Origin of the sequence: Thiofilum sp. (genome assembly GCF_016711335.1) — a bacterium.
In the GTDB taxonomy this organism is placed as follows: domain Bacteria; phylum Pseudomonadota; class Gammaproteobacteria; order Thiotrichales; family Thiotrichaceae; genus Thiofilum.
In genome coordinates this window covers 31050-55880 of sequence record NZ_JADJTF010000001.1, presented here as the reverse complement: position 1 = coordinate 55880, position 24831 = coordinate 31050, and the positions used below count along the sequence as shown (strand labels likewise).

The 24831-nt window shown below is 44.9% G+C and carries 29 protein-coding genes; 11 read left to right on the top strand and 18 right to left on the bottom strand.

What is annotated here, in order from left to right:
• Window positions 1-9: 9 nt before the first annotated feature.
• The 8 genes from IPL34_RS00315 to IPL34_RS20710 all read right to left on the bottom strand — a co-directional run bounded on the left by IPL34_RS00315 (window position 10) and on the right by IPL34_RS20710 (window position 4117).
• On the bottom strand, window positions 10-942 hold the full coding sequence (locus IPL34_RS00315) for a toprim domain-containing protein (RefSeq protein ID WP_296835983.1): 933 nt from the start codon (window positions 940-942) through the stop codon (window positions 10-12).
• A 65-nt stretch (window positions 943-1007) separates the two neighbouring features.
• Entirely contained in the window at window positions 1008-1220 is a 213-nt protein-coding gene (locus tag IPL34_RS00310; protein ID WP_296835979.1) for an AlpA family transcriptional regulator, read from the bottom strand.
• Window positions 1221-1469: 249 nt separating this feature from the next.
• Window positions 1470-1745, bottom strand: coding sequence for a hypothetical protein (locus IPL34_RS00305; RefSeq protein ID WP_296835976.1), 276 nt, complete (start codon window positions 1743-1745; stop codon window positions 1470-1472).
• Between the two features lie 12 nt (window positions 1746-1757).
• On the bottom strand, window positions 1758-3179 hold the full coding sequence (locus tag IPL34_RS00300) for a hypothetical protein (protein ID WP_296835972.1): 1422 nt from the start codon (window positions 3177-3179) through the stop codon (window positions 1758-1760).
• On the bottom strand, window positions 3170-3379 hold the full coding sequence (locus tag IPL34_RS00295; protein WP_296835967.1) for a hypothetical protein: 210 nt from the start codon (window positions 3377-3379) through the stop codon (window positions 3170-3172). Before IPL34_RS00295 ends, IPL34_RS00300 begins: the two co-directional genes overlap by 10 nt.
• Window positions 3372-3632 (bottom strand): hypothetical protein, encoded by a 261-nt coding sequence (locus IPL34_RS00290; RefSeq protein WP_296835963.1) that lies wholly within the window; start codon window positions 3630-3632, stop codon window positions 3372-3374. Before IPL34_RS00290 ends, IPL34_RS00295 begins: the two co-directional genes overlap by 8 nt.
• Complete coding sequence (locus IPL34_RS00285; RefSeq protein ID WP_296835958.1) at window positions 3633-3863, bottom strand: hypothetical protein; 231 nt, start codon at window positions 3861-3863, stop codon at window positions 3633-3635.
• Between the two features lie 86 nt (window positions 3864-3949).
• On the bottom strand, window positions 3950-4117 hold the full coding sequence (locus IPL34_RS20710) for an Arc family DNA-binding protein (protein WP_366931014.1): 168 nt from the start codon (window positions 4115-4117) through the stop codon (window positions 3950-3952).
• A gap of 110 nt (window positions 4118-4227) precedes the next feature.
• On the opposite strand from IPL34_RS20710, the gene IPL34_RS00280 reads away from it, so the two are divergent.
• The 4 genes from IPL34_RS00280 to IPL34_RS00265 all read left to right on the top strand — a co-directional run bounded on the left by IPL34_RS00280 (window position 4228) and on the right by IPL34_RS00265 (window position 5686).
• On the top strand, window positions 4228-4449 hold the full coding sequence (locus tag IPL34_RS00280) for an Arc family DNA-binding protein (RefSeq protein WP_296835953.1): 222 nt from the start codon (window positions 4228-4230) through the stop codon (window positions 4447-4449).
• 86 nt (window positions 4450-4535) lie between these two features.
• Entirely contained in the window at window positions 4536-4982 is a 447-nt protein-coding gene (locus tag IPL34_RS00275) for a DUF29 domain-containing protein (protein WP_296835950.1), read from the top strand.
• A 136-nt stretch (window positions 4983-5118) separates the two neighbouring features.
• Complete coding sequence (locus IPL34_RS00270) at window positions 5119-5385, top strand: type II toxin-antitoxin system RelB/DinJ family antitoxin (protein ID WP_296835947.1); 267 nt, start codon at window positions 5119-5121, stop codon at window positions 5383-5385.
• Window positions 5357-5686: a type II toxin-antitoxin system YafQ family toxin gene (locus IPL34_RS00265; protein ID WP_296835944.1), complete on the top strand. Its 330-nt coding sequence runs from the start codon at window positions 5357-5359 to the stop codon at window positions 5684-5686. Before IPL34_RS00270 ends, IPL34_RS00265 begins: the two co-directional genes overlap by 29 nt.
• Before the next feature lie 892 nt (window positions 5687-6578).
• Here the strand turns inward: IPL34_RS00265 and IPL34_RS00260 are convergent.
• From IPL34_RS00260 to IPL34_RS00235, 6 genes are all read right to left on the bottom strand, one after another.
• Window positions 6579-6884 (bottom strand): hypothetical protein, encoded by a 306-nt coding sequence (locus IPL34_RS00260; RefSeq protein WP_296835942.1) that lies wholly within the window; start codon window positions 6882-6884, stop codon window positions 6579-6581.
• Window positions 6885-6903: 19 nt separating this feature from the next.
• Window positions 6904-7200, bottom strand: coding sequence for a hypothetical protein (locus tag IPL34_RS00255; protein WP_296835939.1), 297 nt, complete (start codon window positions 7198-7200; stop codon window positions 6904-6906).
• Window positions 7201-7355: 155 nt separating this feature from the next.
• Complete coding sequence (locus tag IPL34_RS00250) at window positions 7356-7604, bottom strand: hypothetical protein (protein ID WP_296835936.1); 249 nt, start codon at window positions 7602-7604, stop codon at window positions 7356-7358.
• A 427-nt stretch (window positions 7605-8031) separates the two neighbouring features.
• The gene (locus IPL34_RS00245; protein WP_296835933.1) at window positions 8032-9267 is read right to left on the bottom strand and encodes a tyrosine-type recombinase/integrase; all 1236 of its coding nucleotides are present in this window, start codon (window positions 9265-9267) and stop codon (window positions 8032-8034) included.
• Between the two features lie 269 nt (window positions 9268-9536).
• Window positions 9537-10109, bottom strand: a complete 573-nt coding sequence (locus tag IPL34_RS00240) for a PIN domain-containing protein (RefSeq protein ID WP_296835930.1) — start codon at window positions 10107-10109, stop codon at window positions 9537-9539.
• A gap of 1 nt (window position 10110) precedes the next feature.
• Complete coding sequence (locus IPL34_RS00235; RefSeq protein ID WP_296835927.1) at window positions 10111-10557, bottom strand: helix-turn-helix domain-containing protein; 447 nt, start codon at window positions 10555-10557, stop codon at window positions 10111-10113.
• Window positions 10558-10789: 232 nt separating this feature from the next.
• Between IPL34_RS00235 and IPL34_RS00230 the strand changes: the two genes are divergently transcribed.
• Entirely contained in the window at window positions 10790-11068 is a 279-nt protein-coding gene (locus IPL34_RS00230; protein WP_296835924.1) for a type II toxin-antitoxin system Phd/YefM family antitoxin, read from the top strand.
• Window positions 11040-11342 (top strand): Txe/YoeB family addiction module toxin, encoded by a 303-nt coding sequence (locus IPL34_RS00225; protein WP_296835921.1) that lies wholly within the window; start codon window positions 11040-11042, stop codon window positions 11340-11342. Before IPL34_RS00230 ends, IPL34_RS00225 begins: the two co-directional genes overlap by 29 nt.
• 19 nt (window positions 11343-11361) lie before the next feature.
• Here IPL34_RS00225 and IPL34_RS00220 read toward each other — a convergent pair whose 3' ends face one another.
• Window positions 11362-14553 carry a TaqI-like C-terminal specificity domain-containing protein gene (locus tag IPL34_RS00220; RefSeq protein ID WP_296835917.1) on the bottom strand — a complete coding sequence of 1064 codons (3192 nt, stop codon included), beginning with the start codon at window positions 14551-14553 and terminating at the stop codon, window positions 11362-11364.
• A gap of 168 nt (window positions 14554-14721) precedes the next feature.
• Here IPL34_RS00220 and IPL34_RS00215 point away from each other — a divergent pair, with 168 nt between their 5' ends.
• From IPL34_RS00215 to IPL34_RS00195, 5 genes are read left to right on the top strand one after another with little or no spacing between them, the layout of a single operon-like run.
• Window positions 14722-16629 carry a peptide-binding protein gene (locus IPL34_RS00215; protein ID WP_296835915.1) on the top strand — a complete coding sequence of 636 codons (1908 nt, stop codon included), beginning with the start codon at window positions 14722-14724 and terminating at the stop codon, window positions 16627-16629.
• A 15-nt stretch (window positions 16630-16644) separates the two neighbouring features.
• A complete protein-coding gene (locus tag IPL34_RS00210) occupies window positions 16645-18021 on the top strand; it encodes an ABC transporter permease (protein WP_296835913.1) in 1377 nt (458 codons plus the stop codon).
• The gene (locus IPL34_RS00205; protein ID WP_296835910.1) at window positions 18014-19291 is read left to right on the top strand and encodes an ABC transporter permease; all 1278 of its coding nucleotides are present in this window, start codon (window positions 18014-18016) and stop codon (window positions 19289-19291) included. Before IPL34_RS00210 ends, IPL34_RS00205 begins: the two co-directional genes overlap by 8 nt.
• Entirely contained in the window at window positions 19288-21081 is a 1794-nt protein-coding gene (locus IPL34_RS00200) for an ABC transporter ATP-binding protein (protein WP_296835907.1), read from the top strand. Before IPL34_RS00205 ends, IPL34_RS00200 begins: the two co-directional genes overlap by 4 nt.
• Window positions 21082-21094: 13 nt before the next feature.
• Window positions 21095-22117: a hypothetical protein gene (locus IPL34_RS00195; RefSeq protein WP_296835905.1), complete on the top strand. Its 1023-nt coding sequence runs from the start codon at window positions 21095-21097 to the stop codon at window positions 22115-22117.
• On the opposite strand, the gene ftsX is transcribed toward IPL34_RS00195, so the two are convergent.
• From ftsX to ftsY, 3 genes are read right to left on the bottom strand one after another with little or no spacing between them, the layout of a single operon-like run.
• On the bottom strand, window positions 22114-23136 hold the full coding sequence (ftsX, locus tag IPL34_RS00190; protein ID WP_296835902.1) for a permease-like cell division protein FtsX: 1023 nt from the start codon (window positions 23134-23136) through the stop codon (window positions 22114-22116). The genes IPL34_RS00195 and ftsX overlap by 4 nt on opposite strands.
• Window positions 23137-23784, bottom strand: a complete 648-nt coding sequence (gene ftsE, locus IPL34_RS00185) for a cell division ATP-binding protein FtsE (protein WP_296835899.1) — start codon at window positions 23782-23784, stop codon at window positions 23137-23139.
• Complete coding sequence (ftsY, locus tag IPL34_RS00180) at window positions 23781-24821, bottom strand: signal recognition particle-docking protein FtsY (protein ID WP_296835896.1); 1041 nt, start codon at window positions 24819-24821, stop codon at window positions 23781-23783. Before ftsY ends, ftsE begins: the two co-directional genes overlap by 4 nt.
• Between the last annotated feature and the right edge of the window lie 10 nt (window positions 24822-24831).

Sequence of the window (24831 nt, the reverse complement as noted above, 5' to 3'; positions counted from 1 at the left end):
AAATTCCTTTTAATCGATTTTTGGCTTGTCTTGGGTGCGGTAGTAGTTCACGGCATCGTTAAAGTCTGAGAGGTCGAGGGGGGCGCTATCCTCAAAGTAGGGTATTTGTACGGTGACTAGGGGCACTGATTCGGCTACGGCTTGGGCTTTGGTGATACCTATATTAACGCCTGTCTTTTGAGCGGTGGCGCGGTCGTTATCGGCTACCAAGATAAGAGGGAGGTCTAGGCATTTGGCGCGTATTGCTTGCGCTACGGGTAGCAGGTTTCCTGCATCCAAGGCGCAAATAACAGGGGCTTGATAGGCTTCATAGATGCTTGCACCCGTGGCGTATCCCTCGCATAGATACGCATGGTTAGCACCTCTTAATGTACCTAGTGGGGCAAACATGCCGCGCTTGATACCGCCTTTTAAAAAGCGCTTTGTTCCATCCGGTGCAATGGTTTGGAGGTTACGCAAGTATCCGGCTGCATCCATAAGAGGGATTAACAGTAGGTTGCCTGATTGCTTTATCCCATACGCCCCTACTTGCTTGCGCATTAAGTACGGGTGTGCAGTGCTAGCGGGTGGGGATTTAGTCCACCTATCCACGGCTTTAAGCCTTGCGGTTTCGTGGTTACGTTCCGTTTCAGCTTTGAGGATTGCGGCTTGTTTTAGTCGGGCTTGGCGTATGGCTTCCCGTTCCTTAGGGCTTAAATCGCTTTTGGTGTAGCTGGTCCACTTATGGCTAATACCTTGCTTCCAATCACCAAAGGTGGCGACCAGTCCGCCTATACTCAAGCGGTGGAGTACGTACCATCCGGCTTTATTGCGTGGCTTGTCGGTGTCAAAGCGGATTAATGCCCCACTATCCACTAATGCAGGGGGCGCAAAACCTAATAGGTTGTGCATAGTGGTTTTTAGATTGTCGAGACTTTCGTAATAAGAAGGTATATAATTCATATCTTGAGATTCCTTTTAAGCCCGCGTTTCGTTGGTAGCGATAGCGGGCTTTTTCATTTGAGGGGTTAAGCGGTTTTGTCTGCACGGCTATCGCCTGCCTGTGCTCGGTTGGAAAGCCATTCATCTATCTCCGATTCAATCCAGCGTACCCCACGCGCACCAATGTTAAAACGCTTAGGGAATTGCCCCGCTTGCTCTAACTTCCACACATGGCTACGGCTTAAGCTGGTTTTTTCTTTAACGGCTTTAAAATCAAGGGCTTTTAGTGTTGTTGTCATGCTTTTTACCTTTTTATGGGCGTAAAAAAAGCCGCTCCCCTCTGCCACAAGGGGGCGGCTATAAATTTTGCAGACGTAAAAAAAGCCGCCTAACTCGCTAAAGTTGGCAGCTTTCTTAAATCTCTTTGTGGTGTAGGCTTGCTTTAGACGCAACTCTCCCACACCCAAAACTTTACTGCACCGGAGCGTGAGTGTCAACAAAAAAAACAAGCAAAACACGACTAAAAACACACCGCCCCCATTGGTTAATCATTCATTCAATAAGTATTTAGGTTTCCCTATTCCGCCTACCGTGTTGCGTACCAATACGCCTTCACTGGTTGCACGTTCTAACCATGTGTCGATAATGGCGCGTATCTGTGGAGGTGTCAGAGTATAGGGCTTGCCCCCGCTGCATAGTTCACTAGAGATAAAGCTAAAAGCAGGTCTAACAGTAGGTGCAATTGCTTTAAGCTGTACCTTGTCTAGCCATTGTCCGTAGTAGGGTTCTAATTCTGACGGTGAATAAATAAGATGATGGTTCATTGATAAAATCCCTTAATCATTTAATACATACTTAGGCTTCCCTACCCCTGATTCAGGGTTATATTTCAAGACGCCTTGCAGCCTTGCCCTTTCTAGCCAGCGGTTAGCAATCGAATCCATTTGAACAGGGGTAATCGTGGTTTTCTGTTTGCCTTGGCATAGTCTTTCATTAAGAAATTCCTTAGCAGGTCGCACAGTGGGGTTAATGGTTTTACTAGCCACTAATTCCTTCCACTCCCTATAAAGCGGTTCAGCACTGGCATAAACATCATCTAAGGACAATGGATTGTCGGAGGTGTCCGTACTGTACGCGTACACTTCCGATGCGTGAGAAGTGGGGTTGTCTGTAGCGCTCAAAACGGGGTCTAATGCGGTTTCTGAGGGTTTGAGAGTGTCCGCACTGTACGCGTACACTTCAGGCGCGGGTAACGTGGTGGGTTGCTTAGTATCCGGTGAATGAGCCAATAGATTAGCGGCTTGGGGTAGGGAATAGCCCGACTCCATTAACACCTCTAAACGCTTAGCGGCGCGTTTGTGGTCCGGGATACCACTGGCTACCATATCACCGGTCAAACGAAAGGCTAGGCTTAACACGTCAAAGGCAAATACGAAAATCAGCCATTTGAGAGAGCGTGCTTGCTCTACCTCCACGCCCAATAACCACGCTATTAACTTATCATCCGCACCTAGTCCGCTGGTTGTGGTTGTACCGGATTGCAAGAGGGTAGCGCGTTGGGTTTGTAAATCCGCAATGAGTTGCTGAGTGCCTGCATAGGCTTGGTTATTGCCGTGGTAGGTGAGGGTAGAGAGTTCACGCTGGAGCGCATCAATACGACTTTGAGCGGGATTCACGCACTTAGTGATATAGGTAGGCGGACATTTAGCGAGTGCGTCCCTAGCAGCGGTTAATTGCGTTTGTAGCTGCGTTGCCTGTGCGCTTTCAGCACTGGCACGACCTGCATCGGCATATTGGGAGAGTGTGCCTAATTTGCCTTGAGCGGCTGCAATTTGAGCATCTAGGGCTTGTATCGGTGCAGACTGTTCAGCGGCTTGTGCAGCCTTTCCGGTGCTTTCAATCACACCACTAAACGAACCCGCTGCATACACCACGGCATAAGCACCTAAGAGAGTAAGAATACCTACACCTAATGCACCCATTAACCCGCGCTCATATGCATCGACTACCGCGCTTACAATGGTCGCTTTACCCAACGCTAGTCCGACAAAGCCTAAAACGAAAATCCAGACTAATAAGCCTTGCCCATTGGTGGCAGCCCAATAAATCGCCATTGCCCCCGCTAGCAGTTCCAGCGTTAAGGCACTCCATCCCAACCATGCACGGGTTTTGTATCGGTTCCCGCGTGTCTGCCATGCAATGAGAGCAAGAGCTACGGCAATAGTCCCTAATGTGGGAATGAGGGTATCTAAGCCCATGATTGCACCTCACGAATCGGGCGCTTTTCAGCGGGTAGGTGGGAATAGTTATAGATGCGCTGGCTACCATCGGGTAAGGATTCCACGCGATAACTAACGCGGTAACTCTCGGTTTTAGGCGCACCAATGACAGGGGGCGCAACTTGCGCCACGCCCCCGAATAAGTCGTATTGGTCAAGGGTAGAGGTGGGCTTATTCATGGTTAAACCCCTTTTTTGCCATTTCTTGAGTTAATCGGTCGTTTTCCGCGTCAAACATATCGGTTAGACCGCGCACTTCCTCCAGCAGGTAATTCAACAAGAACGCTACCGTGTCGGGGCTTGTGCCTGCTGAATGCGTGTGCTGAAGGGCTATGACTAAATGGCTCAGTTCGTTTAGCAGCTCGATAGAAGTGCTATTGCTATCTAATTGAGCCTGCAACAATTTGACCTGAAAATAGCTAGGTTTTGCCATTTAAACGCCCCCCAGCATGGTTAAAAGGCGGTTTAATTCAGGGCTAGGCGCAAAGGCTTGCTTAAGGCTCAAGGCTGCACGTTCCGCTAGTGCAGGATCACCGGAAAGATGCGCGGCGCAAGCTAGGGCGATGGCTTCATATTCAGCGGCTTTAAGCCCCTGTAGGGTAGGTGATTTTTGAGCGCCTGTATTTTGAATAGGCGTAAAGGTACTGGTATGCTTCTCTAGCATTTGGTCGATTCCTTAAAGTGTTGGTCGATTAGGTGAAGTCCTACGCTGGAAGGCTCAATTTCCAGTTGTAGGGCGATTAATAAAACTTAAGCTGCATCTTTGGCTTGTTTCTCAGCCTCCATTCGTTCCCGCAATATCCGCACTAATTCAGCATTCATGCTTCTATCGTTTTGTTTGGCACGGTCTGCAAGCCATGTGTGTACGCTTTTGGGTATGCGTATCTGAGTTCTAATTTCAGTATCTTTATTTGTCACTGTAATATCACTATATAGTCACTAAAAATGGCACTATAACAGTGACATAAAAAGTAAGCAACTATTTTAGTGATAGACTAATGTCATAAGTAATTAATTTAGGTCTGGCAATGGGTAAACAGGACGATTTCTTTAGAACACAGATAAGAATACCTACAACAATTTATGAGGCTATACGCTTATCAGCAGAAGAAAGCGGTAGGAGTATTAATGCTGAAATGGTTTACCTAATGTCTCTAGGTCTAGGGATTAAAGAGCCTGCTCAAGATATGGCAGAACAGCGTATTCGTGCATTAATCAAAGAAGAACTAGCCAAAGCAGGCAAAGGGTAGGAGTAAAAGAGTAAGAAAATGATTTTTCAGAGAGCGTAGACGTTTAGTGAGAGGATACGATTACTATAACCGGAGGTAAGCACATCATGGGAACAGTTCTCTATGAGCAGGATTATTATTCATGGACGCAAGAGCAAGCGCACTTACTACAAAATAAACGCTTTGAACACGTTGATATTGAACACTTAGTTAGGGAGCTTCAGCTAATGGGAGCCAGAGAGCGTCGTGAGTTATTAAGTCGGCTACGGGTATTACTCATGCACTTGCTCAAATGGCAATATCAGCCTCACTACATTGGTAAACGTAGCTGGGAAAAAACCATCAAGGTGCAGCGTAAAGAACTAGGCTTTCACCTTGAGGATAACCCAAGCCTTAAAGTCGATATAGATAAGGTACTGAATCGCGCTTATGACTTGGCGTTAGATGATGCAGAAGATGAAACAGGCTTACCCCGTCACACATTCCCGTCTGAAAATCCTTGGAGTTTTGAGCAATTGATGGACGTGGAGTACTTCCCAGAAGCTCATGAGTAAAAGGTGCAGCTCCCCACTAGGCTAGAGTTCTCTCTTGTGTCGGTATGTTGTTTGCAATAATTCCGATAAAAAGCGCTCTAAGTGTTACTCATTTGAGATACAATGTAGTGAATACTAAGCCTATAAAGGGGGCATTATGCCTACTACCATGCTGCATATACGCATTGATGAGCACTTAAAAGACGCTGCTAACGCAACCTTAGCCTCTATGGGTTTATCTGTATCGGAGGCGGTACGGGTATTCTTAACCCGTGTGGTCGCTGAACAGCAAATACCCTTTACCCTGAAAGTTCCTAATGCAGAGACACGCGAGGCTATGGAGGAAGCTAGATTGATTACCAAGGCACGTTTTAACAATGCACAGGATTTATTCCATGACATTGAAAAAACCAGCCAACACTAAACGCGCTTCATTCCCTAGAGCGTGCGATTATACCAAGCGCTTTCTCAAAGACTGGGAGCGTTTATCTCGTTCTGGTCGCTACGATTTGCATAAGCTAAAAGAGGCTATGTTATTGCTGATAGCGAATGATGCGCCTTTGGGTGAAGAATGGTTAGACCATGAGCTAACAGGCGAATGGAAAGACCATAGAGAATGTCACATAGGGGGAGATTTTTTACTCATTTACCGCCTAGAGAGCTTAACCACACCAGAGTTGATAGTGTTTGTGCGAACAGGTACACACTCAGAATTATTTGAATAAGGTGCAGCTCCCTAGGTGTTGCGAATTAACAGTACTGCTATTTCGTAACAAGGCACAGACTGAGGGTGGTATCCGGTCTTAAATACGGTCTATTTTGCCCCTAATCAGGGTGCAAGTGCTTGATAAGCCTAGAGGTGGGGGCGGGTTGTATCCGGTCTTAGGTTGCCCAAACCTTGACGTTATGAGGCAAAGACCTTGTACTAACCTTGCACTAATTCGCCTAAACCAGTGTGATCTCCTGATTATTCAGGAGTACGCGCCTGATTATTCAGGAACGCTAAAAACCTTACCGTAAACTTACCGTTATTGGGTAAAACCTTGTTGTAATCTTGCTGTAAAACCTTGGGGTAATCTTGGGGTAATCTTGGGGTAATCTTGGGGTAATCTTGGGGTAATCACGCCCCTAGGGTTGTTGACATTTGTTGACATTGAAAAGATTAAGTCACCAACCTAGCCTCATGATTAATCACGGGTTTTAGGCAAAAGATAGGCAATAAGTCACCATCGCAAGTTGCCACCTTAGCCCATTGATAGCTAAAGGGATTCCCGCCAAAACCGTGCAGGAAGTTGCCACCAAGTGACCACGTTAAGCGCTTGATAGATAGCAGGATTCAGGGGAAAACGTCAAATGAAGTGACCACATGCGCCCCCAAAATTGGGGACGCTGTTTAGAGTGAGGTTACCAGTATCGTTCAGGCGGTGCGCCTCCCGTTTTGGATGCACCTGTTAGTAATTGTTAGTTTCCGTGCTGATTTTTCAGGTCGAATGTCAGGTTTTGTCAGGTTCTTTGCTTCACCAATTAGCTCACAATTAGCTCTCATGGGGTTTTGCCAAGGTTTAACCAGTGCTTGACCGCTCAACAATTGCCTCACAATACCCTCGCAATTAGGTTTTAGGGCTTTTTTTCCCAAAAAAACGGGGTATCGCAGAAAGTTTTGAATGCTGCGTCTAGGTCAAAGTCGACACCTAGGTCGATGTTAAAATCAGGGGGCGCAAGATCAAGGTTTGGTTCCCACTCCCAAGCAAGGGCAGCATCTAGGTTAAAATCAGGGTTTGGTTCCCACTCCCAAGCTGAGGGGTCAAGCTCAAACGCTGGCAGCTCGAACAGCTCAAACGCTGGCAACTCGAACAGCTCAAACTCGAACAGCTCAAACGCGAAAGCGGGTAACTCCTTAAAAAGATCGCTTTTTTTCTGCATAGTGTCTGATTTGTCCGATTCATGCCCACGGTGTCGGGTTGGTTGCAGGTACGGTCTTAGCGTCCTTAGCGGCTTTGAGCGCGTCGGATAAAAGCGCCTCACCTAGGAACGTAGCGACGCTTGAAACATTGATGTAATTATCACCGTGCATACGTTGTAACGCATCGGGTTGCCGTTGGGGACATTTAATGCCCGCTTTACGCAATACCTCGACCGCATCGGAGTAGTGCACGTACCCGCGTTGTACTTTAGGAGCTAGGAGATTATTAGCGGTCTGAATGCCTTGTTCTAAGTTAATAATTTGAAGGGTTGCCATAATAAAACCTCACTTGATCAATGCTTTGATTATACTATTTTAAAGTGTAGTGATAAAATGCTGCCTACACTCATTGATCAATTCCCGCTCTCGTTGGGGGCGGGTTATTAGGTCATTTTCCCGTTTTTCCCGCCTATAAAAAAGGCGGTTTCATATCAGTTCACTAACCAATACCCCGCCAACACTACCAACAGCATCAAGCCTAGTAGGAGTCCATAGGTATCTATCCGCTGTTGGTACGCATCGCCCCCAATAGGTTTAGGCAATATCAGCAAGCCTGCTATCAGTAACAGGGTTAGCACTAAGCCAATTCTAGGCACGATAGCCAGCATAGATACTACTAAAACTATGCCACCTAGCCATAAGCGGGTAATCGTTTCTAAGAGCGTTTGAGGGGCTTTCATGGGTAAGCAGTCCAGTGGTTAAAACATAAGCCTAAGTCATGTAACCGTGTAACCGATAGTAAAAATCAGCGGTTACAAAAATAGGCTAAAAATATCCTTATAAATCAAAGTTGTAACCGATGTAACCGATGTAACCGCGTTTTTTACGGAACTCTGCATTCACTTAGGAAGTAAGAGATACCCAATAGTAAGAAAGATAATAAAATATTTATAAATCAGTTTCTTATATTACTTACTCTTTTCTTGCTTCTCTTTCTTTTGGTTATTTCTCTCTCTAATTCACTGCCTCTAAGTGAATGTCGAGTTCCCCTAAAAGTATCGGTTACATCGGTTACATCGGTTACATGATTGTTTTTATTAGTGTTTTTTTGACGTAAAAAAGCCACTTGTAACAGTGGCTAGCAGATTAAGGGGTAATTGAGAGCGATTAGGCAGTCTTAAAGGCTATGACATTCGACACTGGTTCACCTGTCAGTATTTCTTGTATATGGCGCTCCCATGCCTCTAACGCTTGCCTTTTTTCCTTCTGGTAGTCATTCCGGTCGTATATGCCACCTACTGAGTTATCTTTATGGTTAGTCACCTTGTCCTGTACTAGACGATTAAAGCCTAGCTTGCTTATGCCCGTGGTAAAGGTGCGTCTTAAGTCGTGTGGGGTTGGTCTTGGTTCTGACTCCCAAGTGATTGCCGCGTCATACATCGCCCCCGCTAATGTGCCAGCGTCTTTAGGTTGGTTCTTAAGGTCTGTAATTAAATAGCCTTCATGACTATGGGGGCGCAAGGTTTCAATAATGGCTTTCACAGTGTCCGTTAAGAACACGGTATGAGGTATTGAGTTCTTGGGGTCTGGTATTAGCCACCAATCGCCTTGTATATAGCGTTCCTGTATCGTGCAGATTTCATCTACCCTTTGTCCTGTGAGTAGTGCCAGCTTAAGAGCGCTATTAGTGGCAAGTTCACATTTATTCGACTCTAACCACTGCCAGAATAAGCGTATTTCATTATCACTGAGTACTCTATCTCTTGCCTTTTCAGGTAGCTTCTTAATGCCCTTAGCTGGGTTTACTTCGATTAATCCACGCTCAAGGGCAAAGCCAAAGTATTTAGAGAGTAAGGATAAGAGGCGATTACGTGCCACGGGTGCGCCTGCATCCTCTTTCTTATCCAGTAGCCTAATAATGTGCTTACGTTCCACTGCATTGATTTTAAGTGTACCTATGATTGATACATCGGCTTTTAGTATGCGCTCTTGTTCTTGCCATGCCTTGTTCTTGGGTTTGGCATAGCGCTCTATAAAGGTAGTAGCGAACTCTGAGACGGTAGGTATAGCGTTAATGGCTTTAGCATTTAAATCGCGCTCTATGGCTACATCTAAGCCCGTGGCTAGGGTATTACGTTGTTCTTGGTGTAATGCCCTTATTTTAGTTAGTGCGCTGGCTATGTCCTTCTCGGTGCTTTTGGCATTCAGTGCTATCCCTTCAAAAGTGTAAACCCGCCTAATGCCCTTAATCTTGTATCTGTGAATGAAGTTGCCTAGTCCTGTGCTATACACACGCAAATATAAACCCGTGGCTAAGGTGTCCTTATGTTCAAGGTGTCCAGTACTAGGGGGCGATGTTAGAGCGGCTTTAATGCCTTTATGGTTGGTGTAGGTGTTGGTCACGCTGAAATTCCTTTACGGTGTACCTTACGGTGTACTTTTGATAGGAACAATTACGCTACATCTAAAACACTCAGGAAACAAGAAAGGCTTATAGAGTGGGCTTAGTAGAGGGGCATGAAAACCAGTGTGACAGTCTAAAAACAAGGTACTCACTGACTTGTAATCAGTAGGTCACCAGTTCGATTCCGGTTGCCGGCACCAAATTAAAAGCCTTGTAAGTGAATAGCTTACAGGGCTTTTTGCTTTTGAGGGTAAGATTTAAAAAGCTACTAAATCAGCTCACGGTGCTGATTGAGGTAAGACACAGTACTAGGTAGTTGTTGGCGTAATAGAGTGTCTAAAAACTCCTCAACGGTTTTAGGTGGCTTTTTGAGGCTACGCCTTTGTTCCCGTGCTGCTAATAGAACCGCTTCTGGATAGTTTTCTATCAAGTGACTAATAAAGTTGTCAGGGTGTAATGCCTCTATCTCAAAGGGCGCTAAATGACTACTCGGAAAGTCTTTCAAATTAAAGGTTACAATAACTTGGGCATTGCCTTTAATAGCAGCCGCTAGCACATGTCTATCATTTTCGTCGGGTAGCGTTAGACCTGTAATCAAAGGCTCATAGTGGCTAATCAGTGAATCTTCAATAGCCTGATTCATCAGGGCAGCGGTTTTTTCAAGGCGTTCGCGGGTCAACTGTGGTTGGTTTTTGATAGCATTGCGTATCCATTCTTCATGAATATGTGCAGTCCACCGCGCACGAACTACTCCAGTAAGTGCCAAGCGCATTAGAAAATCACGTAATGGCGCAGGATATAAGACACAAGCATCCAGCAAAACAGTTAATTGAGCATCCAAACTAATACCCCATTTCCAGTTCTTGAGCTTCTTCTGTCAACTGATTCAATAGCTCGCGGCTGGTTTGGTTACTTTTTTGTTTGTACTCCATGAGGTCTTTGAAGAGGACTTTACGTCTAACGCCTACTTTATGGTGAGGGATAGTCCCATTTTCCAGTAATTTAACTAAGTAGGGGCGTGAAACATTCAGTAGGTTAGCTGCTTCTTGAGTGGATAACTCAGCATGTATGGGAATGAGAGAAATAGCTTCACCGCGTGCCATCGCCTCCAAGATGTCAACTAGCAAGCGAATAGCTTTCACAGGTATTTGCAATACGTCAGTGCCATTTTGTAGAGGGAGAGCGGCGTTATCTCCTTTGCCGATGCAAGCCGCCAATAAGCGACTGCTTTCGACAGCAAGTGCGGCTTCCTCTTGGGTAGGTATTTGGTAGCTTCTTAAGGCAGTCATAGGTCTGTTCCACCGGGTTTTGTTACAGTGCTCAGTATAGTGTAAGCAGCTATTAAACGAAACGAACGAAACATCTTTTAGGTAAATTACTTAGCACCAACCCCAACCCTCTCGGTAAATGTCTAAATTCCTACTTTGATTTGAATAGTAGTACAATGTTCTGTACGATTACTCATGGCATTACTCGATCAAAATGTCGCTTTTAAGTAACTACTCAATAGTGTGAATACGGATGAATGTACTAACTTACACTGAGGTGCGAGCTAATTTTAAACAAGCTATGGACAGTGTTTGTATCCACCACGAGCCTACAGTCATTACACGCCAGCGCGGTGAGCATGTGGTGATGATGTCCCTAGAGGATTTTAATAGTATGCAGGAGACGCTCTATCTGTTGAGTACTCCGAAAAATGCTCAGCGTTTAATGGAGTCTGTGGCGCAAATTAAAGCAGGGAAAACGCAGGTTCGGGAGTTGGTTGATCTTGAACGCCAAGCAAAAAGCGAAAAATAAGCAAGAAGCTAAGCAAGTAGTATTCGCGTGGACGGATCATGCGTGGGCGGATTATTTGTATTGGCAAGATAATGATCTTGAGAAAGTAGCTAAGATTAATACCTTATTAGCGGAATGCCGTACTGATCCCTTTAAGGGAACGGGCAAACCTGAACCACTTAAGGGCAATTTGACTGGCTATTGGTCGCGGCGCATTGATAAAGAGCACCGCTTGGTTTATTTGCCCGAAGATGGCTGTATTTATATTGCGGCTTGTCGTTTTCATTATGAATGAAATAACCAACTATTTTAGGTTACTTCAAATTCGCCTCTAGTAATTCAATTTCATCGGGTGTCAATTCAAAGAGTTCATAGACCGCTTGATTGAGTTCTCGTTCTGTGGTGGCTAGGGTTAGGCTTAGGGTTTCAATGTCGGTTTTGAGGCGGTTTAGTGCTTGTTCCCAATCGATACTTTCTTTAATAGGCAGGGCGTATTTAAAGACTTTTTTGATTTCGGCTTTGAAGTCGGTGAAGTCGAGTTCCCACCAGTTCGCTAATTTGGTGGAGAGTTTAGCGTCTTGGTCTTTAGGGCACAGGGTAATGATTTGACGGCGTAGGGTGTCTTGGAGTTGGTAGCGTTGTTCTGCTAGGGTTTGGCAGGTTTGGGCTAGGGTAGCAATCGTATTCTTTTGGGTATCGGTGGGGGTAGGAATAGGTAGGGTTTCGATGTAATAGACTCTGACTTCATGAAAACCGCCTCTTACCGCTGGGCATAGGGCTTTAATTAAAAACCAATGCACTGACGAATTGAGTAAGCCCAATAAGTAAAAGTCTGCATTAGGGATAATGTATGACTTATCGTTAGAGTAATAGCCTTTTGTATCAAAGCTAAATAAGGCATTTGGGGAAAAATGACCATAGGTTATTTTAGGTTGTTCAAAGTAACTATAATACTCAACAGGATCTTGTATTTCATACCATTGATAGTTTCCGGCTTTTCTACCTTCCCAATTGTTTCCCTTAAAAGTAGAGGGTTTGGGTTCTAATATAGTACGGTATTGTTCAAGATGTTTTTTAATAGCAGGGTAGGCGTTTATATCGATACCGCGTCTAGTGAATATTAAGTACAGTTCTCTAGGTTCTATGTGCCATTTTTTAAAGTCTTTACCCTCTAAAAAGGGTTTAATGATTTCATTTGACTTGAAGTCCGCTTTAATTAGTTGATCACGGGTGAGTTTATCAATAACAAAAGCCTCATTACGTCCGGTTTTTATGCCGTAACATGGCTGCTTATTCAGACTTTTAAGAGTAGGCTTACCTTTTGCAATCTTTTCCCTTAAAGCCTGCAAGCGTTCATCCTCCAAACGCCACCCCTCTAGCCCTAAGTCACTTTGCAACATCGAGCCAAAGCTAGCCTCTTGCAGTTCCGCCCCTAATGCGTCTAGGTTGGGTGAAGTAATATTCAGAAAATCAAACGCTTGAGCGGGTGCACTTTTTCGTGCTTTACCGCTAGGCTTTTCTAGCACTACCATCGCCGGATAAGTCGTCACCCCTTCAAAAATCTGTAAATCGCCAAAATTCACAATACTTCTTAAATTCGCCTCTACCTGCAAAAAGCGTCGCAAGTTTTCACCACTGCCTGTCCTAAAAAAGGTCGAGGAACTAATAAAGCCCATCATCCCGCCTTTTTTCAGTAGACCTACACCCAACTCAAAAAAGTAAGTATATAAATCAGCGACCCCATGATAAGTCTTATAATGCGCCTCTAAATAGGGCTTAATCGCACTCAAACGCTCTTGACGCACATAAGGCGGATTCCCTAGCACCACATCAAACTCTTTAAAATTGCCTTGCCAACTGAAAGCACGCTTATCTAGGGTCTTATCCGCAATAAGGCTATTGCCTTGCTTGATATTGTCTTTGAGTGAGGTCAAAGGCTTACCGATTTCAGCCGTGACTAACCAGAGTGAGAGCCGCGCAATCTCGACCGATTCGGCGTTAATATCTACCCCGAATAAGTTATTAGTCAAAATATCATGGTTTAAATCCAGCCCGAATAAATCGCCTTTTTCCCCTAATTCGGCTAAACGGGTATTCACCGTCTGGTACTCGGTCTTTAAGTACTGAAACGCCGCTACTAAAAACGCACCACTGCCACACGCCGGATCAACAATGCGCGTCGTGGCTAGAAGTTGCCGATAGGCTAGCCACCATGCTGCTGAATCGGGGGGCGCATCCATACTAGCCTTACGTTTAGCTAAGTAGCCGCCTAGGGTATTCTCAACTATCCACTGCGTAATAAAATCAGGCGTATAGACCACCCCATCTTGTTTACGCTTGCCGCTTGTACCTTGCTGCTGAGTATTGAGTTCTAAATCGTCATGTTCCGTGACCGCTTCATAAATCTGGTCTAAATCGGCAATCGATTGCTCAAAGATATGCCCTAAAATGGTCACACTCACATCGGTAGCAAAGTCATAAGCACTGAGTATTTTGAGTTCTGCTAAGAGTTCGTCACTAATCGAGAGGCTGTCGAGGTCGTCATTCGGTTTAAACAGATCACCGTTATATTTAGGAATGTGTTTATCTTTATTGCCTTGGTCAATGTACTTAAACAGTAGCTTCAACATATCCCACGCACTAATCACGCCCCCTGTGTTGAGGTAGGTGACTAAAGTACGTTCTGGCAATAAACCACAATCTTCGGCATAGGCAATAAACAGCACACGGTCTAACAGCATTTGAGCGCGGGCTACCATGCTTTCACGGCGGATGCGGTTATTTTCGCGCTTCATCCCATTAATCAGCTTGACCCGAATATGTCGGTAATCGGTATAGAGCTGGTTGGTAATATCCTTTTCAACTTGTAGACTGGCTTCAAACAGCTTTTGCGTTTTACCAGAGAGTAGATAGTCCGCACTCAATAATAAAATAAAGGTTTCGTACACCTCCGGTTTAATCAAGTCGGCAATTAGCCAGCGTTGATAAACGCTATCCGAATAGGGGTATTTATACAGCCGAATTTCAAGACAGTTAGAGACTAAAAACCATTGTGCTTGTCCTTCACTGTTTTGTGCATATTTAGCGGCTTGGTCGACGGTCGAGAGTTTGCGCCCCAAGAGGGGAATATCCATATTCGTGGTTTTAGGTGATTTTAATTCAAAGGGCGCTATCAACCGTTGGCTTTCTTGGGTGAATTTGCCAAAGCCTAAATCTACCCGCCCGATACCTTTGATAGTTTTCTCATTCGCTAGCGTCCAAACTCCGGTCTTTTTATGGCGATTCGTAAAGCTGCTATACCCTAAAACGCCCTCACACAGACTACTAGAAACATTAGCCTGCAAACTCAATTCACTCAGGTTGTGAATCGAACCATCCGTAATCACCTTATGCCAGCCTTCTAAGAGCTTTAAATGCTTAGCGGGAATCGCGCCGTCTTTGAGAATCGAGGCAGATTTCAGGGCTTTTTGTAAAGCACGCGGATGGAATAGGGGCGGTGTAGACATAGGTAAGCTGGGGTAGGGGCAAAGCTGAATCTTAACCTGAAGTCTAAGCAACTGGATAGGGCATAAGCAGGCTTGCATAGCTCTGCTATACCCTGCTAATAGTTCATCCTCTACCCAAAGACCCCTAGAATGCTCTATAGTCCCTAGTAAATACGGTTGAGTGGAACAATGATGCAGAAAAAATTCACAGCCAGTGACTTAATTTTATACTTAATTTTAATCACTTTAGTCACACTACTACTGAGTCTCATGTACCAAGTAGATCGCCAATGGAAGGAATTAAAAACCATCCAAACCACTTTAGCGAATCAAACTAGAGAACTACAAACTTGGCGTAATAGTGCGAGTGTAGTGAGTGCTCCTGTTCCGGTAGTTAATTCTGCACCCACCACAGCTACAGCGCAGGCGAGTGCCAGTAGTATGAGTAGCACCAATGCACCACGTTCTAATGAGTCCATCGCTCCAGCCTTTCAACGGGCGCTGGCAGCCACTCAAAAACCCGATTATGCCCAAGGTGATTGGCAAGTCGATGCATTTGGACAGGAACTAAAAACATTAACGCCTCTAGTCTCCAGTGATGCGTATGCGTCTGAGATTCAAAGTTATATTTTAGAAAGCTTAATTAATCGTAATCCCGACACCTTAGAGTGGCAGGGCTTGATTGCTAAAAGCTGGACGACTAGCCCCGACGGTTTAACCATTACCTTTAAGATGCGTGACGATGTGCGCTTTGCAGATGGAGTAGCACTGACGGCTGAGGATGTGGCTTTTACCTTTACCTTTATTATGACAGAGGATATTGCAGCGGCACGCTCGCGGGCATATTTAGAGAAAATTGCCAGTGTCAAAGCCTTAGATAAATACACCGTCGAATTTATTTTTAAAGAGCCTTATTTTGAAGCGTTTGAGCTAGCGGGTTCTTTGTCTATTTTGCCCAAGCATATTTATGAGCCTTATCTCAAAAAGCCGCTAGAGTTTAATGAATCTAAAGCCATTTTAGTCGGCAGTGGTCCGTATAAATTACCGGATAATGCGAATTGGACACCTGATAAGGGTACGGTTGAGTTAGTACGTAATGAGCGCTATTGGGGCTTAGCACCGACCTATAATCGGTTATTGTGGCGCATTATTAAAAATGACAGTGCCCGTTTAACGACCTATCGTAATGGTGAAATTGATAGTTATGGAGCGCGTCCGAAAGAGTATCAAACACTAAAAGAAGATACTCAGATTATGTCTAAGAGCCAAAATTTTGAATATATGCCACCAGTCGCGGGCTATACCTATATTGCGTGGAATCAGCAAATCAATGGTAAACCCACGCTATTTGCAGATAAGCGCGTGCGTCAGGCGATGACATTGATAACAGATCGTGAGCGTCTGATTAAGGATATATTTTTAGGGTATGGTGAGATTGCAGTCAGTCCTTTTAGCCCGACCAGTAAGCAACATAATCCTACCATTAGTCCTTGGCCTTATGACTTAGCGCGTGCGCAAGCACTATTAAAAGAAGCAGGGTTTATCGATAGTAATAATGACGGTGTACTCGATAAAGACGGTCAGCCCCTAGAGTTTAAGCTCAGCTACAATGATGCTAATGAAGACACTAAACGTATGGTATTGCTGCTCAAAGATTTATACGCCAGAGCCGGAATCCGCATGACTCCTTTCCCTCAAGAGTGGCCGGTCATGATAGAAGCCTTGGACAAGCGCACCTTTGAAGCGATTACTTTAGGCTGGACGAGTGGTATTGAGACCGATATTTATCAAATGTTCCACGGCTCACAAACTAAAACGGGTGGAGATAATTTTATTAACTACCAAAACCCAGCACTGGATAAGTTAATTGATCAAGCGCGTGCTACCGTGGATGAAGCTAAACGTATGCCCTTATGGAAAGAGGCAGAGGCGCTGTTACATGAGGATCAACCGTATACCTTCTTATTTAGACGCAAGACCCTGTTATTTGTTGATAAACGTATTCAAAACGTGCAAATGACTAAGATAGGACTCAATTTAGGTTTGATTCCGGGAGAAACCTACGTGCCTAAACCTATGCAGCGTTATAGCCAATAAAGGAGATCATGGGGCATGCTGACCTATTTAATGCGTCGTATTTTGCTGATGGTTCCGACGTTATTGGGAATTACCATCGTAGTATTTGCGGTCATGGCGGCATCGCCCGGTGGCATTTCGCCTCAATCGTTGGTGGAAGGCTCTATGAAGCCGAATGAAAGACAGGCACTCTTAGATTATTACAATAAGCGTTATGGCTTAGATGATCCAGCTCCGGTGCAGTATTTGCGCTGGTTGAATAATGTGTCACCGATTGGTTTTACCACCAATGAGCAACACGAGTTGAGTGGATTTTCTTTCACTAAAGGTTCTGATTTAGGAACCAGTTTTGCCTATAACCGCCCCGTTGCTGAAGTACTAGCCGAGCGTATCCCCATTACCTTACTGCTTAATGTGATTACTATCCCCTTAATTTATATCGGTGCCATCGTATTAGGCGTTAAAGCCGCTAATGAAAGCGGCAGTCGTTTTGATGTTAGTTCTAATGTGATTATGCTCGCTTTGTGGTCGATTCCAGTCATGCTAGCAGGGGTACTATTACTAGGTTTTTTTGCCAATGTGCAGCATTGGCAATGGTTCCCCACTGCTGGAATAGGGAGCCGCGCCGCGCAAGATATGCCCTATATGCCGCATTGGGGTTCAGCTATAGACGCCTTAAAGTTTTTTGGCGGTATGATGCTCGGTACGATGCTCATGGTGTGGTTGAGTCGTTGGCCTGAAACCAAAATTCGAGTGGCGATTGCCGCCTTATTTGGCTTAGTCGCTGGAGTGGCTATGGCACAAGACCACGGCCAACAATCCACTTTGGTATGGGTGTTAATTCCTTTGCTCGGTGCTTTAAGTGTGGGGGCGATTGCCGCTATTGATTATGCACCGCTACGGGTAATGGGCTTAGCGCTGTTTGGTTTAATAGTCGGTGGCGCATTGGCTTATCAAACCTTAGATCAGGGCTATATTCGAGGCTTTTTAATAGATCGAGCATGGCATCTAGTTTTACCGATCATTTGTTTGACTTATGGAGCGGGTGCTGCCCTAGCGAAAATCACACGCTCCTCAGTCTTAGAAAATCTGCACGCTGATTATGCCCGTACTGCTAGAGCCAAAGGCTTAAGCCAAAAAGATGTTTTGTGGACGCATGTGTTCCGCAATAGTTTATTGCCGCTAATTACCATTATCGCAGGTTTATTACCTAGTCTCTTGGCAGGCTCTTTAATTGTAGAAAATATTTTTAGTATTAATGGTATGGGGCAATTAGCGATTGATGCGGTAAAAAACCGTGATCGTGAATTAGTGCTCTCCATTACTCTGATTAGTGGTTTTCTGACCCTGATTGGCTATTTGATTGCCGATATTCTTTATACCTTTGCTGATCCACGGGTGGCGTATGACTAAATTACTCCAGCGTTGGCGCAAACCCGCCCCTAAAAAACTACAGGTGAATCGTCCTAATTTTAATAAGCAAGTACCGATAGTACCGACTAAAGCCAAAGCCCCAGAAACATTAACCCAGCGCGTACTCAAAAAAGCATTGAGTGGTATGGGGATTAAAGTGGGCTTGGTTTGGGTCGGGATTTTAGTGATAGCAGCGGTGTTTGCTCCCTTTTTAGCGAATAGTATGCCCTTAGTTATGAGTCTCAAGGGTGAGATTAGCTTTCCGGTTATTGAGTATTTAACCATTGAAGATTGGGTGGTATTAAGTGCTTTTTTGGTAGTAGTACTCATTTATTTCCTACCTTTAAAATACTATATTCGCGCAGCTATTATTCTATTATTAACAGTTTGTACTACAGTGGGTGTTTTAGCCTATTTTTATTTTCCTACTAAGCCCCTTGTTATTTATGATCAATTTCGTGCTGCTCCTTATACCCAAGCTGATTGGCGCATTATGCCGCCTATTCCTTATGCCCCTAAAGATTATTTACGTGATTATGGTGATACCGGATTAGAGGCTCCTCTAAAAGTTAAAGACCAGCGTATTCATTTAATGGGTACGGAGGAAAATGGTGCGGATGTATTGAGCCGTATGATCCATGCTTCACGGATTGCTTTGAGTATTGGTCTGGTCGCAACCAGTATTGCTATGGTGTTGGGGATTATTATTGGCGGGTTAATGGGCTATTTTGCGGGCTGGGTTGATATGTTAGGAATGCGTTTGGTTGAGATTTTTGAAGCCATACCAACTTTGTTCTTACTCCTCACCTTCGTAGCCTTTTTTAAACCAAGCCTTTATATCATGATGGTCATTATTGGAGTCACGAGTTGGTCTGGCTATGCGCGTTATATTCGTGCTGAATTTTTAAAATTACGTAAGCAAGATTATGTGCAGGCTGCTGTGGCTTCCGGTTTACCGCTCAGCTCTATTCTGTTTCGCCATATGCTGCCTAATGGGGTAGCGCCTTTATTGGTTGCAGCCAGTTTTGGGGTAGCTTCGGCTATTTTGGCGGAGGCGACTTTAAGCTTTTTAGGTTTAGGCTTAGTCGATGATCCTTCGTGGGGGCAAATGCTTGATCAAGCAGTGAAATCTTCGACCTTTAATTGGTGGATGGCCGTATTTCCGGGGGGCGCTATTTTTATGACCGTATTTGCCTACAACCTGATAGGGGAAGCCTTACGCGATGCGATTGATCCCAAAATGTCCAGTCGTGCGGGGGTTAAAACATGAGCCTATTAGAAGTAAGAAATTTACGCACTTATATTAATACCCATTCCGGTAGCATACAGGCCGTGGATGGCATTAGTTTTAAAATCAATCAAGGCGAGACGCTTTGTCTCGTCGGTGAGTCGGGTAGTGGTAAGTCTATTACCGCTTTATCGATTTTAGGTTTATTTCCTCAGGGCTTAGTCTCGCATCCCACCGGTGAAGTGTGGTGGCAAGGCTCAGGAATTGAAATCCATACACCTACCACGCCTGAGGCTGCCTTAGCCGCTAAACGTTTAGGTTATGCTAAGCGTGCCGTGAGCTATTATCGAGATGAGAGTGAGAGTACTGCCCCTGTTGAGAGCGTGGATTTATTGCAATTAACCGAAGAGCAATTGTGTCACATTCGCGGTTCGCAAATCTCGATGATCTTCCAAGAACCTATGACCTCACTCAATCCGGTATTCACTATTGGTGAACAAATTGCGGAAGCTCTCTTGCTGCATGAACCAGAGTTAGCCCCTAATGAGGTAGAGCAGCGCGTTTTAACGGTACTTCAACAAGTCCAATTACCTAATCCTAAAGAGCGTATTCATGCCTATCCGCATCAGCTATCAGGAGGGCAGCGGCAGCGTGTAATGATTGCTATGGCTTTGATTTGTAAGCCGCGTTTGCTCATTGCTGATGAACCCACTACCGCTCTCGATGTTACAGTGCAGGCTGAAATTTTAAAGCTGATGCGTAAGCTCCAAGATGACATGGGGATGGCGATGCTATTTATTACCCATGATTTTGGGGTAGTAGCGGAAATGGCGCATCAAGTAGGAGTGATGCAGCAGGGGCGTATGGTGGAGTTAGGTTCTAAGGAACAAGTACTGACTCAGCCCCAACACAGCTATACCAAACAACTCCTCGCCGCTGTGCCCGATAATTTGATTAAACAAAAGTCAGTGGTAGTAGAATTTAAACCGCTAACTCCTCGCTATCCGATTGATTTAAAGAAAGCCGCTAATGAGCCAGAACCATTGATTCAAGTGCAAAATGCTAGTGTGTGGTTCCCGATTAAAAAAGGTTTGTGGCGGCACACCGTAGATTATGTCAAAGCGGTAGATAATGTCAGTCTGAATATTCAGCAGGGTAAAATTGTTGCTTTAGTCGGGGAGTCAGGGTGCGGTAAAACCACTTTAGGACGAGCAATTATTCAATTAGAGCGCGTGAGTGCGGGTAAAATCCTTTTAGAAGGCACTGATTTAACCCAACTCTCACAAAGTGAGCTGCGTAAATGGCGGCCTAAAATGCAGATTGCTTTTCAAGACCCTCAGTCCTCACTTAATCCACGCTTATTAATTGAAACGACTTTGACCGAACCGATGAAAGTGCATGGTATAGGTCATAACCAAGAAGAGCGTATTGAGCGTGCTGCGCAAATTTTGGAGCAAGTACAATTAAAGCGTGAGTATCTGTGGCGTTATCCGCATGAGTTTTCGGGAGGTCAACGCCAACGTATTGGTTTAGCGCGGGCATTAGTGCTTAATCCGCGTTTTATTGTGTGTGATGAGATCACCAGCGCCTTGGATGTATCGGTACAAGCAGAAATATTAGAACTATTATTAGATATAAGAGCACAACAAAACCTGACTTTATTGTTCATAACTCATAATATTGGCGTCGTCGAATATTTAAGTGATGAAACCGTGGTAATGTATAAAGGTCAAATAGTAGAGCAGGGCGTAACGGCCCAAGTATGTGGTGCACCTAAACACCCTTATACCCAGACTTTACTGGCCGCCGTACCGCGCTTGAAACTAGCTTAGGAGACGATGGAGCATGCGTGTTTTAGCTACCCTCGTGGGTATGGTAGCCCCTGCCTTGCAATCTGCATGGGCAATTGAGTGGCCTACCGATTTACCTTTTGAAGATAGCTTAAAAGTTACCACTTATCCGGTTTATGGTCGCACGGTGGTGGCAAGCTATCCTAATTATAATGTGAATGCTGCTACTCAAAGGAGAACTTTACCTACCCCAGCTACTCACTATAACTATGCAGGAAATCAATTTAATCCTTGGACAGCCATGCCTATGCCATCAGGCGCTTGGGCTAATAATCGTTATTTGAGTTATATGAATCCTTGGGGGGCTAATCATGCCGCCACCGCCTTGAATGCTTGGGGTAATCAGGGGATGCAAGGTTTTAGACCTTGGGGAGGGGCTTGGGGGAATGGTTTTAATTATCCTCATTGGCAAACGCTCAATCAGCCTACTATAGCTCAAGGTGTCTATCCGCCCGTCACACAGGGTTATAATCCGTGGTTTAATAACTTAGCTACCGTGCCAACGGTAAAGCCCTTAACCGCGTATGAGTTACCGCGTAGTAGTGCTTATCCGGTTGCGGCTGCGATTGCCGCTAACCCTTTAGTACCCTTGTATAATGGCAGTAGCGCGAGTGCTCAGGTTCCCAATGTGACAGCGCCTACTACTCATTCATCTTATCTGAGTGTACCGACTGCTAGAGCTAACCCTAATCAGGCACTCATTTATCCTAATTGGGCGAGTAATACTATTACCACTTGGACAGCGCCCGCCGCGCCACAGTTAACTTGGACTATTCCCACTCCCCCCCCAGCACCAGTTGCGCCTAGTTATCAGGGTTATCAAGCATTTGACGGCGCTAATTATACTAATCCGAATAATGTCCCCCCTCCGCCTTTGGCTCCTCTAGCTCCGCTGCCACTGATTCCACCTGCGCCACCCGACCCTCCGGCTGTCGTATCTGAGCCGCTTCCTCCTGCCGAGCCACTCGCACCAGAACCACCTGCGTATGGCAAAGTGTTTGCGCCGACTTTAGATTAGTCGCTCATCTCGGCTTTACGTAAATGTCGACCTACGGCGATCCATGCCCCTATTAGACCTAAAATAATACTAGCCAGTAAAATATTAAGGGTCATTGAGGGCGCTAACCCACTTAAGGTAAAGGTGCTACCATATTGGGTAGCCAATTTTTGCACGGGGTTAATTAAAAACATAAAAGCGATTTGTACAATAGCTAAACTTAAAATGCCTCCGAATAACCCTAGCCAAATGCCCCCATATAAAAAGGGGCGACGTACATAAGCATTAGTAGCTCCAATGAGGCGTGTTACCTTTATTTCCTCTCTGCGGTTTTCAATATCAAGGCGAATAGTATTCCCAATGACTAATAACACAGTTAAGCCTAATAAAATGGAAACTACTAATACAATACGCTCAACAATATCAAAGATAGTACGTAATTTTTGTACCCATTCAATATCAATTTGTACATTATCCACCTCAGGATAAGCCTTTAGTTTACGGGTAAAGCGATCAATATCCTCATCTAATTCACCAATCGCATCCAACTTAGGGGTAACCACAATCACATGGGGAAAAGGATTATCTTTAAGGCTTTCTAGTGTTTCAGCAAAGCCACTAATTTGCCTAAAATCGGCTAAGCCTTCATCGCGGGTAATGACTTGAGCGCGATAAACTTCGTTTAATTCAGAGAGTAATTCGGCGCGATCTTTTGCTTGTTGTTCATTCACTGATTTTTTTAAAAATAAAGTAATGGTGGGGACTTCACGCTTATCATCGGTGAGGGTTTGTAAATTTTTTAATAACAGGTGCATGCTAGTAGGTAGCGATAAGGCAATGGCAATAGTGGCTAAAGTAATCCAAGTAGAAATGGAGTTAAACCATAAACGCTGCAAACTAAATTGCATCGCATGCTTTTGTTGATTCCACCAAGCAGAAACTAAACGTGAACCAGAGGGGCGTGTCTGAGTACGGGGTTTTTTAGTTTCGGGTGTCGTGTTGGTGGGCATGGGGGTAGCATTTTTCTGACGTTTAGCCATTTAGGGGTCGACCTTTTGCAACACAATCGTGCGTTTTTGCATCCGTTCTACTAACTGATGATCGTGGCTGGCAATGAGTACCGTAGCACCTAACTCATTGAATTGTGAGAAAGTATACATAATATCTTGTGCTAATTCGGGGTCCAGATTACCTGTTGGTTCATCCGCCAGAATAATCGTAGGGCGATTGACCACCGCCCGCGCAATACCGACCCGTTGTTTTTCCCCAGCCGAAAGCATTAGGGGATAACTGCGTTCTTTATTGAGTAATCCGACTTTATCTAAGGCGGCATTCACGCGGCGGCGAATTTCGGCTTGACCCATGCCTGAAATGACTAGGGGGAGAGCTACATTATCAAACACATTGCGGTCATGCAGTAGATGGGGATCTTGGAAAATAAAACCAATGCGGCGTCGATAGGCGGGAATTTGGCTAGGGCGCATTTTGCTTAGAGGGGTATTACTGACAATAATTTCCCCTGTCGTGGGGCGCTCTAACAGAGCAATCAGCTTTAATAAGGTACTTTTACCAGCCCCAGAGTGTCCGGTAATAAAGATCATCTCACCCGCTTCAAGACTCAAATTGACATTATACAGTGCCAATTGCCCCGTGGGATAACGTTTGCCTACCTTCGTAAACTCAATCACTTAGTCTCGGCTCCAGAGAGTAGTGCTTGGGTAAAAGATTTAGCATCGAAGACTTGTAAATCATCAATGCTTTCACCCACGCCAATATAGCGCACTGGAATTTTGAGTTGTTGTGCAATAGCAAACAAAATACCGCCTTTAGCTGTACCATCTAATTTGGTAACAGTTAGCCCTGTCACCCCTAAAGCTTCATTAAATTGTTTAGCCTGTACTAACGCATTTTGACCAATACTCGCATCGAGAATCAGCATGACTTCGTGTGGCGCTTGAGCGTCAATTTTTTGCATCACGCGTTTTACTTTTCGCAGCTCTTCCATGAGGTTAGATTGGGTATGTAAACGTCCGGCGGTGTCAGCAATTAATATATCAATGTGACGTGCTTTAGCGGCTTGCACTGCATCAAAAATGACTGAGGCAGAGTCAGCCCCTGAACCTTGGGCAATCACGGGAATTTGATTGCGCTCACCCCAAATTTTTAATTGCTCGACAGCGGCTGCACGGAAGGTATCACCTGCGGCTAGCATCACTGATTTGCCTTCCTGCTGGAATTTTTTAGCCAGTTTGCCAACCGTAGTGGTTTTACCCGCGCCATTTATACCCACCATTAAAATAACAAAGGGCTGATGCTCTGTTTTAATGGTTAGAGGAGCTTGGCAAGTTTTGAGTACATCGCTCATTAAAGCTTCTAGTGCTTGCATTAAAGCATCGAGATCCGCTAGCTCATTACGGCTCACGCGCTGAGTGAGATTTTTCATAATAGCGCTCGTGGCTTCCATACCCACATCGGCCATTAATAGGCGTGTTTCGAGTTCTTCGAGTACTTCATCATCGATTTTCTTTTTGCCAAGAAATAGGGTACTCATGCCCTCAGTAATCGAGCTGCCTGTTTTGGCAAGGCCGCGTTTTAAGCGTGCAAACAGCCCTTCTTTTTTGATGGGTTCCTCGACTTGAGGCGTGGATGGGGCGATACTAGACTCAGTTTCGGGGGAAACCGAGTGGGTCGCGTCCTGCTTTTTTTTCTTTCCGAAACCAAACATCGTACAATCC

Bases quoted from the DNA above. Each gene is read 5' to 3' on its own strand.
- IPL34_RS00255 (WP_296835939.1), bottom strand. From the start codon at position 7,200: ATGGCAACCCTTCAAATTATTAACTTAGAACAAGGCATTCAGACCGCT.
- IPL34_RS00275 (WP_296835950.1), top strand. From the start codon at position 4,536: ATGGGAACAGTTCTCTATGAGCAGGATTATTATTCATGGACGCAAGAG.
- IPL34_RS00285 (WP_296835958.1), bottom strand. From the start codon at position 3,863: ATGCTAGAGAAGCATACCAGTACCTTTACGCCTATTCAAAATACAGGC.
- ftsX (WP_296835902.1), bottom strand. From the start codon at position 23,136: ATGGCTAAACGTCAGAAAAATGCTACCCCCATGCCCACCAACACGACA.
- IPL34_RS00210 (WP_296835913.1), top strand. From the start codon at position 16,645: ATGCTGACCTATTTAATGCGTCGTATTTTGCTGATGGTTCCGACGTTA.
- IPL34_RS00300 (WP_296835972.1), bottom strand. From the start codon at position 3,179: ATGGGCTTAGATACCCTCATTCCCACATTAGGGACTATTGCCGTAGCT.
- ftsY (WP_296835896.1), bottom strand. From the start codon at position 24,821: ATGTTTGGTTTCGGAAAGAAAAAAAAGCAGGACGCGACCCACTCGGTT.
- IPL34_RS00215 (WP_296835915.1), top strand. From the start codon at position 14,722: ATGATGCAGAAAAAATTCACAGCCAGTGACTTAATTTTATACTTAATT.
- IPL34_RS00270 (WP_296835947.1), top strand. From the start codon at position 5,119: ATGCCTACTACCATGCTGCATATACGCATTGATGAGCACTTAAAAGAC.
- IPL34_RS00290 (WP_296835963.1), bottom strand. From the start codon at position 3,632: ATGGCAAAACCTAGCTATTTTCAGGTCAAATTGTTGCAGGCTCAATTA.
- IPL34_RS00295 (WP_296835967.1), bottom strand. From the start codon at position 3,379: ATGAATAAGCCCACCTCTACCCTTGACCAATACGACTTATTCGGGGGC.
- IPL34_RS00195 (WP_296835905.1), top strand. From the start codon at position 21,095: ATGCGTGTTTTAGCTACCCTCGTGGGTATGGTAGCCCCTGCCTTGCAA.
- IPL34_RS00310 (WP_296835979.1), bottom strand. From the start codon at position 1,220: ATGACAACAACACTAAAAGCCCTTGATTTTAAAGCCGTTAAAGAAAAA.
- IPL34_RS00235 (WP_296835927.1), bottom strand. From the start codon at position 10,557: ATGACTGCCTTAAGAAGCTACCAAATACCTACCCAAGAGGAAGCCGCA.
- IPL34_RS00250 (WP_296835936.1), bottom strand. From the start codon at position 7,604: ATGAAAGCCCCTCAAACGCTCTTAGAAACGATTACCCGCTTATGGCTA.
- IPL34_RS00315 (WP_296835983.1), bottom strand. From the start codon at position 942: ATGAATTATATACCTTCTTATTACGAAAGTCTCGACAATCTAAAAACC.
- IPL34_RS00280 (WP_296835953.1), top strand. From the start codon at position 4,228: ATGGGTAAACAGGACGATTTCTTTAGAACACAGATAAGAATACCTACA.
- IPL34_RS00230 (WP_296835924.1), top strand. From the start codon at position 10,790: ATGAATGTACTAACTTACACTGAGGTGCGAGCTAATTTTAAACAAGCT.
- IPL34_RS00205 (WP_296835910.1), top strand. From the start codon at position 18,014: ATGACTAAATTACTCCAGCGTTGGCGCAAACCCGCCCCTAAAAAACTA.
- IPL34_RS00260 (WP_296835942.1), bottom strand. From the start codon at position 6,884: ATGCAGAAAAAAAGCGATCTTTTTAAGGAGTTACCCGCTTTCGCGTTT.
- IPL34_RS00200 (WP_296835907.1), top strand. From the start codon at position 19,288: ATGAGCCTATTAGAAGTAAGAAATTTACGCACTTATATTAATACCCAT.
- IPL34_RS00265 (WP_296835944.1), top strand. From the start codon at position 5,357: ATGACATTGAAAAAACCAGCCAACACTAAACGCGCTTCATTCCCTAGA.
- IPL34_RS00305 (WP_296835976.1), bottom strand. From the start codon at position 1,745: ATGAACCATCATCTTATTTATTCACCGTCAGAATTAGAACCCTACTAC.
- IPL34_RS00220 (WP_296835917.1), bottom strand. From the start codon at position 14,553: ATGTCTACACCGCCCCTATTCCATCCGCGTGCTTTACAAAAAGCCCTG.